Genomic DNA, 14,252 nt, shown 5'->3' on the forward strand with positions numbered 1-14,252 from the left:
TGTGGTTCCTTTCAATATTTTTCAGTATCAAATCAAGGCGGGTTTGAAATCATTTGAAATCAAACGCTGCGCTGTGATTGCAGCCGGACGGGCCGAAGCCTGACCGGCCGATTTTATCTGTCGATTATTTCTTGCCGTCGGCGATTTCTTCGGCGATGGATTTCGGCACCGCTTCGTAGTGTGAGAACTGCATGGTGTAGATCCCGCGGCCCTGGGTTTTACTCCTCAAAGATGTGGCATAGCCGAACATTTCGGCCAGCGGCACCACACCCTTGATGGACTGCGTCCCATTGGCGCGGGCTTCCATCCCTTCAACACGGCCGCGGCGGGAGTTGATATCCCCCATGACGTCGCCCATGTATTCTTCTGGAACGAGCACTTCCAGTTTTTCCATCGGTTCCATGATGACCGGAGCCGCTTTGCGCATCCCGTTTTTAAACGCCATGGAGCCGGCGACCTTAAAGGCCATTTCGGAAGAGTCCACTTCGTGATAAGAACCGTCGTAAACCGTCGCCTTGACATCGATAACCGGATAACCGGCAACGACCCCATTCTGCATGGCTTCGGCAATCCCGTTTTCGATCGGTCCGATGAATTCCTTCGGGATGGCTCCGCCGACAACCTTGTTTTCAAAGACAAAGCCTTCGCCGGATTCCAGCGGTTCCAAGGTGATCAGGCAGTGCCCGTATTGGCCGCGGCCGCCGGACTGCCGGGCAAATTTCCCTTCGGCGTCCACTTTCTTGGTGATCGCTTCTTTATAAGCCACCTGGGGCTTGCCGATGTTGGCTTCCACCTTAAATTCACGAAGCATGCGGTCGATGATGATATCCAGATGCAGTTCGCCCATCCCGGAAATAATGGTCTGGCCGGTTTCTTCATCAGTATGGGTCTGGAAGGTCGGATCTTCTTCCGCCAGCTTCATCAGCGCGACGGTCATCTTTTCCTGACCGGCTTTGGTTTTGGGTTCAACAGCAACAGAGATAACCGGATCTGGGAATTCCATCGATTCGAGAATGATCGGATGATCCGGATCGCACAGAGTATCGCCGGTGGCCGTGTCCTTCAGTCCGACGGCGGCAACAATGTCCCCGGTATAAACTTCGGTGATTTCCGCTCGGTGATTGGCGTGCATCTGCAGGATGCGGCCCAGGCGTTCACGTTTTCCCTTGGATGTGTTGAGCACGTAGGAGCCGGCTTCTGCCTTCCCGGAGTACACACGCATAAAGGCGAGCTTCCCAACATAGGGGTCTGTCATGATCTTAAATGCCAAAGCAGAGAACGGTGCATCGTCGGAGGCCACCCGTTCGTCGTCTTCTTCCGTATCCGGGTTAACCCCCTTGATGGCTGGAATGTCCACCGGCGAAGGCATGTAGTCGACGATGGCGTCGACGAGCATCTGCACCCCTTTGTTCTTATAGGAAGATCCGCAGGTCACGGCAACGAGTTTCAGTTCAACCGTCCCTTTGCGGATGGCCGCTTTGATTTCTTCTTCGGAAATTTCCTGACCGTCCAGGTATTTTTCCATCAGATTGTCGTCGACTTCAGCCAGCTGTTCGAGCATCTTTTCGTGATATTCTTCGGCTTTGTCCCGCATCTCCGCCGGAATATCGGTCATTTCAAATTCAGTGCCTTCTTCGTTTTTATACACTTCGGCCTTCATTTTGATCAGATCGATAATACCGACGAATCCGTGTTCGGCGCCGATCGGCAGCTGAATGCAAACCGGATTGGTTCCCAGGCGATCCACCAGGGTATCCACCGACATATAAAAGTCGGCGCCGGTCACATCCATTTTGTTGATGTAAACCATTCTCGGAACATGGTATTCCTCGGCCTGACGCCACACGGTTTCGGACTGCGGTTCAACACCGGCTTTGGCGTCGAACACAGCAACCGCCCCGTCCAGAACCCTCAGGGAGCGTTCTACTTCAACGGTGAAGTCGACGTGACCGGGGGTATCGATGATGTTGATGCGATTGCCCTTCCAGTAACAGGTCGTCGCCGCTGATGTGATGGTGATCCCTCTTTCCTGTTCCTGTTCCATCCAGTCCATCTGGGAAGCCCCATCGTGGGTTTCGCCGATTTTGTGGATTTTACCGGAATAGTAGAGAATTCTTTCGGTCGTCGTGGTCTTACCGGCATCGATATGCGCCATGATCCCGATGTTCCGAGTGTTTTCCAAACTATATTCTCTAGCCACAATTTCTCCTTATTTGGTTTGCGCTTTTCGCAATTACCATCTGAAATGAGCAAAAGCCTTATTGGCTTCAGCCATTGCATGCATGGTTTCTTTACGTTTGACGGCGCCGCCGGCGTTGTTGCAGGCGTCCATAATTTCACCCGCCAGGCGTTCAACCATCGTTCTCTCGGAACGTTCGCGCGCAAACGCAACAAGCCATCTCAAAGCCAGAGCTTGCTTGCGGTCGGCACGGATTTCAATCGGCACCTGATAGGTGGCCCCGCCGACACGTCTCGCTTTAACTTCCAATACCGGGGTGATATTGGCCAAAGCTTCCTGAAAAGCTTCCAAAGCTTCTTTTCCCGTTTTTTCTGCCACGGTCTCAAACGCACCGTAAACAATGCGCTGAGCGACCCCTTTCTTACCGTCCAGCATGACGTTGTTGATGAGCTTCGTCACCACCACGTTGTGGTAAATCGGATCCGGCAGTACTTCCCTTTTAGGAACTGGTCCTTTTCTAGGCACTTGCTTCCCTCCTTAACAAAATTCAGATTTCATCGGTACTCGACATCCAATGTCGTCGTGCTATCGTCTTATCTCAAAAATTCAAGCCGACTCGTCGACTCAAATTGATTGCATTAAGATCAATAATCGGCCAATCCGCATCTCTATCAAGACGCGGCAGCTGACGGCGCATTCGCGCCCGATGCACTACTTTTTGGGCTTCTTGGCCCCGTACTTGGATCGAGCTTGCTTGCGGTCTTCGACACCGGCGGTATCGAGGGCGCCGCGGATAATCTTGTAACGCACACCAGGCAGGTCTTTAACACGGCCGCCCTTGACGAGAACAATCGAGTGCTCCTGCAGGTTATGACCGATGCCCGGAATATAGGCGGTTACTTCCATACCGTTGACGAGCTTTACTCTGGCGATTTTACGCAGAGCCGAGTTCGGCTTCTTCGGTGTGGCGGTACGAACTGCCGTGCAAACGCCACGCTTCTGAGGGTTTTGTTTCAGAGCCGGGGTTTTGGTTTTCAGTTCAGCGGTTTTTCTACCTTGTTTAACAAGCTGATTAATAGTAGGCATTCTGTGCTGCACCTCCTCTTTAAATTTTTTATTAAAAACCGAGAAGCCGGCCTTTCGGCAGGCTTCGGGATTTAATACGCATTGTTTTAGTGATCTTCGGATGGCGATAGTTCTGCGGCTTTTACAAACCCAACGACGGCCGCGGGCCGTTCAATGCCGCAGGCCCGTCCCAGATCTTTTTTCGATCCGGCCGTAACGCAAGGCACATTCGCCGCCGCGCAGGCTTCTTTCACCTGAAGGGCGATCCCTTCGTCACAGTCGCGGGATAGGACCACCCGGTCCATCTCGCCGCTCGCCAGTTTTTTCAGCGTCTGTTTCATGCCGACCACCTTGGGGGCGGCCGTAAAACTTTCCGCGCTTAATCCAAATTGATTCATGCGTTACCTCTGCACGCTCTGTTCTGCCAGAGCACACTTGTTCATTTTACTTTGTTTCTTTAATAAAGTCAAACTTTTTTTGACTTACCCCAGCAGATCGTCGTCTCCGGACGATTCATCGGGCGCCTCGCCGTCCGGCTGCGATTCGTCGTCATCCGTCAGAAAATCCATATCGAACATGTCAAAGGCCTTCGAAAGTTCCGGATTTTCTTCGGCATCCTTGTCGACGGCCGCCCGTTCTTCCTCGACGGTCTTGGCAAGGATATTGTCGTCGTCCATAAAGACGTCAAGGTCTTCCCCGTCGCCGCCGACAAAATCGTCAATCACCGCTTCGCCGGCCAACTCCTGGGCTTCGTATTCGGCATCTTCCGCCGCATAATCTTCGGCTTCATATTCGATGTCGACGCCGCGGTAAGTGCCGACCCCTGTCCCGGCGGGAATCAGCTGCCCGATAATCACATTTTCCTTCAGGCCCATCAGCGGATCCTTCTTAGCCTTGATGGCCGCATCGGTGAGCACCCGGGTGGTTTCCTGGAAGGATGCGGCCGACAGGAAGGAATCGGTGGCCAACGCCGCCTTTGTGATCCCCATCAGGTCCCGGGAGAAGGTCGCGGGCTTAAGCCCCGCGTCGTAGGCCCTTTCATTGGCTTCCCGCACGGTAAAGATATCCTGAACGGTGCCGGTGATGAGTTCCGTATCGCCAGCGTCTTCGATCTTCACCTTGCGCAGCATCTGCCGGATGATGACCTCGATGTGCTTGTCGGAGATATGGACCCCCTGCAAACGGTAAACCTTCTGCACTTCGGTGAGCAGATATGCCTGCACCGCTTCGACGCCCTGGATTTCAAGAATATCGTTGGGGTTAATGGAGCCTTCCGTCAACGGCTGGCCGGCGGTTACCGTGTCGCCGGAAGCCACCTTCAAGCGGGAGCCGTATGGAATCAGGTAGCTCTTGGAGGCGCCGTCATCCGCGACGATCACCGCTTCGACCTTGCGCCCTTCCTGAATATCCACCGTCCCGGCGATTTCCGTGATGATGGCCTGGCCCTTCGGCTTGCGGGATTCAAACAATTCCTCGACACGGGGAAGCCCCTGGGTGATGTCGTCGCCTGAGGCCACGCCGCCGGCGTGGAAGGTCCGCATGGTCAGCTGCGTCCCCGGTTCCCCGATGGACTGCGCCGCAATGGTCCCCACCGCTTCGCCGATGTTCACCGGCTTCCAGGTGGTCAGGTCGACGCCGTAGCACTTCCGGCAGACCCCGTGCTTGGCTTCGCAGTTAAACACGGCCCGGATGCTGACGCTTTCGATGCCAAGGCTGTCAATCCGCTCGGCCATTTCGCGGGTGATGACCTCATCTTTGGCGACGAGCACTTCTCCGGTGTTCGGATCACACACATCTTCGTGGGCATAGCGGCCGGCAATGCGTTCGGCCAACCCTTCGATCACCTCGTTGTTTTCTTTCAGAGCGCGGACTTCGTAGCCGTGCTCGGTGCCGCAGTCTTCTTCCCGGACGATCACGTCCTGGGAAACGTCAACCAGCCGGCGGGTCAGATAACCCGAATCGGCCGTTCGCAGAGCCGTGTCCGTCAAGCCCTTTCTGGCCCCGTGAGAGCTGGAAAAGAATTCGAGAATATTAAGCCCTTCGCGGAAGTTGGAGCGAATCGGCAATTCAACGATATCCCCGTCGGTTTTCGCCATCAGGCCGCGCATCCCGGCAAGCTGGCGGATCTGGTTGTCGGAGCCTCGAGCCCCGGAATCCGCCATCATGTGAATCGGATTGAGCCGGCCCAGGTTGCCCAGCAGCGACCGGGTCACTTCATCGGTCGCGCCGTTCCATATGTCGCGCACGTTATTATGGCGTTCTTCGTCGGAGATCAGCCCCATGTCAAAGTTCATCTGATTTTCGTCGATTTTTTCATCGGCCGCCGCGAGAATTTCCTCTTTGTTACCGGGCACCTGCATATCCGCCACGCCCACCGTGATCCCGGAGAGCGTGGAGTGCTTGTATCCCAAACGCTTGATCTCGTCCAGCACTTCGCTGGTGATAGTCGGGCCGTGTTTTCTGAAACAGCGGTCGACAATATTGCTGAGCACGCCCTTTTTCACCACCGTGTCCACTTCAAGCTTGAAATAGGTTTCCGAGCGATCGGGATCGCGTTCGACAAAGCCCAGATCCTGGGGCAGCACCTGGTTATAAAGGAAGCGGCCGACGGTGCTTTCGACGAGACCGACGTGATCTTCTCCGTTAATCACCCGGTGTTCCCGCACCTTGACACGCTTATGCAGCCCGACGGCGTGATTGGCATAAGCCATCTCCATTTCGGCTTCGTCACAAAACACCGGAATGTTTTCCGACGTCATCGTTTCGATATCCGCCGGCGCAAAGGAGCCGTGTCCGGCTTCTTCCTCATCGTTCATTTCAAGGGTCATATAATACGCGCCGAGAATCATATCCTGCGTCGGCACGACGACCGGCGTCCCGTCCTGGGGCTTTAAGATATTGTTGCAGGCCATCATCAGGAAGCGGGCTTCCGCCTGCGCTTCCACCGAAAGCGGCACGTGAATGGCCATCTGATCGCCGTCAAAATCGGCGTTATAGGCCGTGCAGGCCAGCGGGTGCAGCTTGATGGCGCGCCCTTCCACCAAAATCGGTTCAAAGGCCTGAATCCCCAGACGATGAAGAGTCGGGGCGCGGTTAAGCAGCACCGGATGCTCGTGAATCACGTCTTCCAATACGTCCCAAACGATGGGGTCCAACTTTTCCACCATCTTCTTCGCGCTTTTGATGTTCTGGCTTAAGCCCCGGGAGACCAGCTCGTGCATGACGAAGGGCTTGAACAACTCGATAGCCATCTCCTTCGGCAGACCACATTGATACATCTTGAGCTCCGGCCCGACGACAATAACCGAACGGCCAGAATAGTCGACGCGCTTGCCGAGCAGATTCTGACGGAAGCGGCCCTGCTTCCCCTTGAGCATATCGCTGAGGGATTTATAGGGCCGATTGCCCGGGCCCGTGATGGCGCGGCCGCGGCGGCCGTTGTCGATCAGGGCGTCCACCGCTTCCTGGAGCATCCGCTTTTCGTTCTGCACGATGATGTCCGGCGCATCAAGCTCGAGAAGTTTCTTCAAACGGTTGTTGCGGTTGATCACCCGGCGATACAGATCGTTTAAATCCGAGGTGGCAAAGCGCCCCCCGTCAAGCTGAACCATCGGCCGCAGTTCCGGCGGAATCACCGGGATGGCATCGAGGATCATCCATTCCGGTTTGTTGTTGGACTTGCGGAAGGCTTCCACCGCTTCGAGGTGGCGCGCCGTTTTGATGCGTTTCTGCCCTCTGGCGTCTCTCAGGTCTTCTTTAAGCACCGCCGCGTCCTGATCAAGGTCAACCATTTCCAGCAGTTCCTTGATGGCTTCGGCGCCGATGCCGGCTTTGAAGGCGCGGCCGTAATTCGCTTTGGCTTCCCGGTATTCCCCTTCGGTCAGCAGCTGCTTATAGGCCAGCGGCGTCTCGCCCGGATCAATCACGACATAAGATGCAAAATAAATCACTCGTTCGAGTTCCTTCGGGGACATTTCAAGGATAAGGCCCATGCGGCTCGGAATCCCTTTGAAATACCAGATGTGGGAAACCGGAGAAGCCAGCTCGATGTGGCCCATGCGTTCTCTTCGCACCTTGGCGCGGGTCACTTCGACGCCGCAGTTTTCACAAACGATGCCCTTGTGGCGAATGCGTTTGTATTTGCCGCAGTTGCACTCCCAGTCCTTGGTGGGTCCGAAAATCTTTTCGCAGAAAAGCCCTTCTTTTTCGGGTTTGAGGGTGCGGTAATTGATCGTTTCCGGCTTTTTGACTTCTCCCCGGGACCATTCCCGAATTTTTTCCGGAGAAGCCAGACTCACCTGGAGCGATTTAAATTTTAATTCCTGTGGATTGATCATTGCTTATCTTACTCCTCATCATTCAAATCAGCATCAATATCGGCTCCGTCGATGATCGCAAACATATCTGCATCGGAATAATCGTCCTCGGTGGCCGGGGCGTCCTGCATATTGGCCAAATCGTCAAAAATGGCATCCACCGGATCGATCTTTGCATCATCATCCGCCGTTTCGGCGTCTTCCGCGTTATCGTGACGGTAATGATCATGCTGATCGAATTCACCGTTGTCAAGCGCTTCCTGTGCAAGATCCAGCTCCAGCACATCCATCTTATTGTCCTCGCCGTAGACGGTTACGTCGAGGGCAAGGGATTGAAATTCCTTGATGAGCACCTTGAAGGCTTCCGGCAGGCCCGGTTCGGGAATGTTTTCGCCTTTCACAATGGCCTCGTAGGCCTTAACGCGGCCAACCACATCGTCGGATTTGATGGTCTGGATTTCCTGAAGGGTGTGGGCCGCGCCATAAGCCTCGAGAGCCCAGACTTCCATTTCGCCAAAGCGCTGGCCGCCAAACTGGGCCTTCCCACCCAGCGGCTGCTGGGTGACCAGCGAATAAGGGCCGGTGGAGCGGGCATGCATCTTTTCGTCGACCATGTGATGCAGCTTGAGGTAATACATCACGCCGACGGTGACACGGCCGTCAAAAGGTTCGCCGGTGCGGCCGTCATAAAGCTGGATCTTGCCGTCCTGGGGCAGACCCGCTTTGCCAAGCAGTTCCTGAATGTCCCCTTCGTTGGCCGCGTCAAAAACGGGGGTCGCAATGTGCATGCCCAGCGCGCGCAGCGCCATGCCCAGATGCACTTCGAGCACCTGGCCGATGTTCATTCGGGAAGGCACACCCAGTGGATTCAGACAGATATCGAGGGGTGTGCCGTCCGGCAGGAACGGCATATCTTCCTGGGGCAGAATGCGGGAGATGACCCCTTTGTTCCCGTGGCGGCCGGCCATTTTATCCCCGACGGAGATCTTGCGCTTGGTCGCGATGTAAACCCGGACCATGGTGTTGACCCCGGGCTTGAGATCCTCGTCTTTGTTGGCGCGGGAGAAAACCTTGACGTCGACGACAATCCCGGCTTCGCCGTGGGGCACCTTCAACGAAGTGTCGCGAATTTCTCTGGCCTTTTCGCCGAAGATAGCCCGCAGGAGTTTTTCTTCCGGCGAAAGATCGGTTTCACCCTTAGGCGTGACCTTCCCGACCAGAATATCTTCGGACTTCACTTCCGCCCCGACATAGATAATCCCGTTTTCGTCCAGATTTTTCAGGGCGTCTTCCCCGACATTGGGAATATCCCGGGTGATCTCTTCGGGCCCGAGCTTGGTTTCTCTGGCTTCGCATTCAAACTCTGCGATATGGATCGACGTATAGCGGTCTTCCTTGAGCAGGTTTTCGTTCAAAAGAACGGCGTCTTCATAATTATAGCCTTCCCAGGTCATGAAACCGATCAGGGCGTTGCGACCGAGGGCGAGTTCCCCCATTTCGGTCGCCGGCCCGTCGGAGATCACGTCGCCCGCCTTCACGTGCTGGCCCTGGTCCACGCGCGGCCGTTGATTCATGCAGTTGCCCTGGTTGGTGCGTTCAAATTTATGCAGCTTGTATTCGTCGATGTCCTGCACGTCGTCCCGGCGGATGCGAATGGTATCCGCGGAAACATAAACCACTTCGCCATCGTAACGAGCAACCTGGCAGTTACCGGAATCCTTGGCGGCCTTGGCTTCCATCCCGGTTCCGACCAGCGGCGCTTCAGGAATGAGCAGCGGCACAGCCTGACGCTGCATGTTGGCGCCCATCAATGCGCGGTTGGCATCGTCGTTTTCAAGGAAGGGAATGAGCGCCGCCGCCACAGAGATAACCTGCTTCGGCGAGACGTCCATAAAGTCGACGTCCTCCTGCCGGATCGAAACGAAATCACGATTTTTACCGGCACGGCCGGTAACCTGTTTATTGACAAAATGACTGTTTTCATCCAGCGGCTCGTTAGCCTGGGCAATGGCATATTCCCCTTCTTCGTCGGCGGCGAGATAAACCACTTCATCGGTCGCCACGCCGTTGACCACTTTGCGATAGGGCGATTCGATAAAACCATATTCATTGATACGGGCGTAAGTTGCCAGCGACCCGATTAAGCCGATGTTCGGACCTTCAGGCGTTTCAATCGGACACATCCGGCCGTAATGGGAGTCGTGAACATCCCGGACTTCAAAGCCGGCGCGTTCCCGGGAGAGACCGCCCGGCCCGAGAGCCGACAGACGGCGCTTGTGGGTCAGTTCCGACAACGGGTTATTCTGGTCCATGAATTGGGAAAGCTGGGAGCTTCCGAAAAATTCCTTGAGGGCCGCATTGATCGGCCGGGTGTTGATCAAACTTTGCGGCGTTAAAATTTCGTCATCCTGCACGCTCATGCGTTCACGCACCACCCGTTCCATCCGGGACAGGCCGATGCGAAACTGATTTTGCAGAAGCTCGCCCACGGATCTCAGACGGCGGTTGCCCAAGTGATCAATATCATCCACTTCACCGATTTCGTATTCGAGACCGAGGAAATAGTTGACCGAAGCGAAAAGATCGGACTGCAGAATATGCTTCGGAATCAATCGATATTTATTGCGCTTGAGCGCCGTATGCTTTTCTGCATCCGTCAAACTGTCATCCGCCAGAAATTCGTCCAGCGCTTCTTTGCTGACCAACTCGTCGAATTCGATATCCGAAATATCAAAAGGCAGCTCCTGGGTGTGGATATCGACGAAGCCATTGCCGATCACGCGAAAAGTGGTCTCTTCGCCGTTATACTGGCAAGCCACTTCCACCACATTAACCCCGGCGTTCTGCACGGCCCAGGCCGTTTCGCGGTCGAATTTCTGGCCGGCCTCCGCCAGTACTTCCCCGGTGGCCGGATCGATCACGTCTTCTGCTGCAACCTGGCCCATCAACCGGTTGGCGATGGAAAGCTTCTTATTATATTTATAGCGGCCGACCTTCGCCAGATCGTAACGGCGATCGTCAAAAAACATAGAATTGAGCAAAGATTCTGCCGAATCCACCGTCGGCGGTTCACCCGGACGCAGCCGGCGGTAAATATCGAGCAGCCCGTCGACCTGCGTGGTGGTGTCGTTGCTCGCATCTTTCTTCAGCGTCTCGACCAGGCGCGGATCCTCCCCGAATACGCCGAGAATTTCCGCATCTGTGCCAAGGCCAAAGGCCCGCAGCATCGATGTCAGCGACAATTTGCGCGTCCGGTCAATCTTCACATAGAGCAAATCGTTGGAGTCGGATTCATATTCCAGCCAGGCGCCGCGATTCGGGATCACCTGGGAAGCCCACAGTCGTTTCCCGACCTTATCTCGGCTCATCGTGTAGTAAGCCCCGGGCGAACGCACCAGCTGACTGACGATGACCCGTTCCGCTCCGTTAACCACGAAAGTGCCGGTTTCTGTCATCTTGTGCAAATCCGCCAGATAGACCTTTTGCTCTTTGACTTCGTTCTTTTCCTTATTAATAAGGCGCACGCGGACCTTCAGCGGCTGATAATACGTTTGGTCGCGTTCTTTGCATTCTTCGATAGAATACTTAGGTTCGCCGTCGATGGCATAATCAACAAATTGCAACACCAGGTTGCCGGTGTAGTCGGTGATTTCATGAATATCATCAAAAACTTCCTGCAGTCCCTTTTCGAGAAACCATTTGTAAGAATCCAACTGAACTTCCAGCAGATTGGGCATTTCCAGAACTTCCTTGATCTTGGAAAAGCTCTGCCTGGTTCTGAGTCCCGATTGAATCGGATGTACTTGTACCATGGGCGCTTGTTCACTCCTTGCCTGAATCCAAATAACCGATCACGGTGCAGCCGCTGTCCACCCGCCGGCAGACAGCAAAAAAGAAAGGGTACCGATGAAATTTCAGCCTTTGATCAGCCAAAAAAGCACATCCTGAAATCGCACCCGATCCTGCAGGAGCGTTCATTCAAGCCGCCTTTGATCAGCGTCTTCGTGCTTCATCCATAACCTTTTTCGCATCTTCTGTGATGATTTATATGATTTGTAACAATCAATTGTGCAATCAGATGGTCGGTATGTCCTACTCATCCATCTTAATTGGTCTTTTATTTTATCATCGCCTCTTCTTTTTTTCAAGATTTTTCATTGTTATTTTAAAAATTTTTTGTCTTTTTTGACTTCCGCATGAATTTTTCTGTTCTGCGCTCGTTTTTTAATTGATTTTAAGTTAATTTCAGGTAACACGCTGTATATTAAAAATACATTTATCAGCAGATGAAAGCGGTGTCGTTTTGCACGCCGTCTTTCACAATATAATTCTGCATCGCCTTGCGATACGGAGACCGTCATCATGGGGATCTTCGATCCTTACAAAGTCGCTTCTGTCGCACACGTTCCGAACGACCTGCCGGTTTCCGCGCTCATCGTCGTCGGCCATCTGGCCACTGATCCCAGAGTGCCCAAACGCAAAACCGTCGACGAATTGCTAACCTATTGCCGTTAGCATCTGCATTCCGCTTATCCACAAAGGGGGACATTCCATGGAAAAATTCAGCAAATCACAGCTGCGTAAACACCGCAAATACTTGGAACTTCTATCCAACGATTTCCCGAGCATCACCGCCGCCGTCAGCGAGGTGGTCAATCTGCGCGCCATTTTAAATCTGCCAAAACCCACCGAACATTTCCTGACCGACATCCACGGCGAAGATGAGGCCTTTAATCACGTGATTCAAAACTCCTCCGGCGCCATTCGCCGCAAGGTGATCGAAGAACTGGGCAATACGGTTTCTCTCGAAGATCTCGAGGAGCTCATCCCGCTGATCTATTATCCTCAGCAGAAACTCGACCTCATCAAACAGGAACGCACCGGCAAGTATCTTGAAAACTGGTACGAGCTGACAATTTACCGTCTGGTTAAAGTCTGCCGGGCCGCCGCTGGCAAATACACCCGGTCCAAAGTGCGCAAATCCCTGCCGAAGGACTTCTCTTATATTATGGAAGAACTCATTCAGGAAGACGAAAAGCGCTATAACAAAAAAGAATACTATAACGCCATTATCCGCAGCATTGTGGAATACGGTCTGGCTGATCAATTTATCGCGGAAATCGCCTCGGTCATCAAACGGCTGACAACGGACCACCTGCACATCATCGGTGATATTTTCGACCGAGGCCCAGCTCCCCATCACGTGATGGACACCCTGATGAACCACCACTCCATGGATCTGCAATGGGGCAACCATGATATTCTCTGGATGGGGGCTGCTGCCGGCAACCGCGCGTGCATCGCCTGCGCGGTGCGTATTGCCATGCGCTACGCCAACCTGCGCGTGCTCGAAAATGGCTACGGCATCAATCTTTTGCCCCTGGCCACCTTCGCGCAAAAAACCTACCGCAGCGACCCCTGTGCCAGCTTCCAGCCGAAGAATATTGCCGATAAAAACGCCAGTGTCGACATCGAGCTCATCACTAAGATGCACAAGGCCATCGCCGTCATTCAGTTCAAGGTGGAGGAACAAATCATTGACCGCCACCCTGAATACGAAATGGGCGATCGCCAACTGCTGCGCGCCCTCGATTACGAAAAGGGCACCATCGTCGTCGACGGTGAAACCTACGAACTCAACGATACCCATTTTCCGACCATTGATCCGGCCGATCCCTCTGCCCTCACCGAGGAAGAAGAAAACGTCATGTCACAGCTCTGCCATTCCTTCCGCCATTCAGAAAAACTGCAGCGCCACATCCGCTTCATGTATTCCAAGGGCAGCATGTACCTGGTCTATAACGACAACCTGCTTTTCCACGCCTGCATCCCCATTCGCGAAGACGGCGGTTTCGATTCCTGGAACTACAAAGGGGTGGATTACGCCGGCCGCCAGCTCATGGACAAATTCGATCAGCTGGCCCGCGAGGCCTATTTCACCGCGATGAAGGAATACCCGCCGCGCCATGATTTCCTGTGGTTCCTCTGGTGTCACAAGAAATCGCCCCTCTTCGGCAAAGAGAAGATGGCCACCTTTGAACGGTACTTCATCGACGACGAAAAACCCCATCACGAAGAAAAAATGCCTTATTACAAGCGTATCGCCGAATGCCCGGATCTGGCCAACGCCATTCTTGAAGAATTCGGCCTCGACCCTGAAAAGGGGCACATCATCAATGGGCACACCCCCGTCAAAACCCGCAGCGGCGAATCGCCGATCCGTGCCGACGGCAAGGTGCTCTGTATCGACGGGGGCTTTGCCAAAGCCTATCAAAAAACCACGGGTATTGCCGGTTATACTTTAACCTATAACTCCTACGGCATGACCCTCATCAGCCTGCAGCCTTTCGAATCGGTGGACGCCGCCATTCGCAACGGCGTCGACATCAAATCGACCAAACAAATTGTTGAAACCAACGTCTCCCGCAAACGCGTGGTCGATACCGATATCGGCAAAAAATTACTGGAGCAGATCCGCGATCTCGAAATGCTCATCACCGCTTATCACAAGGGTTTCATCAAGGAAAAGGAACTCCATTAAACGTTCGGGCAAATCACAACCACTCTTCCAAAGGGTAGTTTGCTCCAGGGCTATAAGCCCATGGAATACCAGGCCAGCGTCTCAAGGCGCTGGCTTTCTCTTTCGGCCATGAGGATCATGCTCTCGCATTCTCTTCATAGCTCCGTTCAAA

General features: G+C 54.0%; 8 protein-coding genes. 2 read left to right on the top strand and 6 right to left on the bottom strand.

Annotation, left to right across the window (positions count from 1 at the left end):
* Nucleotides 1–124: 124 nt before the first annotated feature.
* From fusA to rpoB, 6 genes are all read right to left on the bottom strand, one after another.
* Nucleotides 125–2,200 (bottom strand): elongation factor G, encoded by a 2,076-nt coding sequence (fusA, locus tag HMPREF0721_RS06890; protein ID WP_006598935.1) that lies wholly within the window; start codon nucleotides 2,198–2,200, stop codon nucleotides 125–127.
* A 33-nt stretch (nucleotides 2,201–2,233) separates the two neighbouring features.
* Nucleotides 2,234–2,704 (bottom strand): 30S ribosomal protein S7, encoded by a 471-nt coding sequence (gene rpsG, locus HMPREF0721_RS06895; RefSeq protein WP_006598936.1) that lies wholly within the window; start codon nucleotides 2,702–2,704, stop codon nucleotides 2,234–2,236.
* Between the two features lie 186 nt (nucleotides 2,705–2,890).
* A complete protein-coding gene (gene rpsL, locus HMPREF0721_RS06900; RefSeq protein WP_006598937.1) occupies nucleotides 2,891–3,265 on the bottom strand; it encodes a 30S ribosomal protein S12 in 375 nt (124 codons plus the stop codon).
* Between the two features lie 86 nt (nucleotides 3,266–3,351).
* On the bottom strand, nucleotides 3,352–3,642 hold the full coding sequence (locus HMPREF0721_RS06905; protein WP_006598938.1) for a L7Ae/L30e/S12e/Gadd45 family ribosomal protein: 291 nt from the start codon (nucleotides 3,640–3,642) through the stop codon (nucleotides 3,352–3,354).
* A gap of 84 nt (nucleotides 3,643–3,726) precedes the next feature.
* Nucleotides 3,727–7,581, bottom strand: coding sequence for a DNA-directed RNA polymerase subunit beta' (gene rpoC, locus HMPREF0721_RS06910; RefSeq protein ID WP_006598939.1), 3,855 nt, complete (start codon nucleotides 7,579–7,581; stop codon nucleotides 3,727–3,729).
* An 8-nt stretch (nucleotides 7,582–7,589) separates the two neighbouring features.
* The gene (gene rpoB, locus HMPREF0721_RS06915; protein WP_006598940.1) at nucleotides 7,590–11,372 is read right to left on the bottom strand and encodes a DNA-directed RNA polymerase subunit beta; all 3,783 of its coding nucleotides are present in this window, start codon (nucleotides 11,370–11,372) and stop codon (nucleotides 7,590–7,592) included.
* Nucleotides 11,373–11,922: 550 nt separating this feature from the next.
* Here rpoB and HMPREF0721_RS11835 point away from each other — a divergent pair.
* A complete protein-coding gene (locus HMPREF0721_RS11835; RefSeq protein WP_006598944.1) occupies nucleotides 11,923–12,075 on the top strand; it encodes a nitroreductase family protein in 153 nt (50 codons plus the stop codon).
* A gap of 37 nt (nucleotides 12,076–12,112) precedes the next feature.
* Complete coding sequence (locus HMPREF0721_RS06925; protein ID WP_006598945.1) at nucleotides 12,113–14,101, top strand: fructose-bisphosphatase class III; 1,989 nt, start codon at nucleotides 12,113–12,115, stop codon at nucleotides 14,099–14,101.
* The last annotated feature ends 151 nt before the right edge of the window (nucleotides 14,102–14,252 follow it).

Origin of the sequence: Pseudoramibacter alactolyticus ATCC 23263, from assembly GCF_000185505.1 — a bacterium.
Lineage (GTDB): Bacteria > Bacillota > Clostridia > Eubacteriales > Eubacteriaceae > Pseudoramibacter > Pseudoramibacter alactolyticus.

Coding starts and splice junctions, on each gene's coding strand:
- HMPREF0721_RS11835 (WP_006598944.1), top strand. CDS start 11,923: ATGGGGATCTTCGATCCTTACAAAGTCGCTTCTGTCGCACACGTTCCG.
- rpoC (WP_006598939.1), bottom strand. CDS start 7,581: ATGATCAATCCACAGGAATTAAAATTTAAATCGCTCCAGGTGAGTCTG.
- HMPREF0721_RS06905 (WP_006598938.1), bottom strand. CDS start 3,642: ATGAATCAATTTGGATTAAGCGCGGAAAGTTTTACGGCCGCCCCCAAG.
- rpsL (WP_006598937.1), bottom strand. CDS start 3,265: ATGCCTACTATTAATCAGCTTGTTAAACAAGGTAGAAAAACCGCTGAA.
- rpoB (WP_006598940.1), bottom strand. CDS start 11,372: ATGGTACAAGTACATCCGATTCAATCGGGACTCAGAACCAGGCAGAGC.
- HMPREF0721_RS06925 (WP_006598945.1), top strand. CDS start 12,113: ATGGAAAAATTCAGCAAATCACAGCTGCGTAAACACCGCAAATACTTG.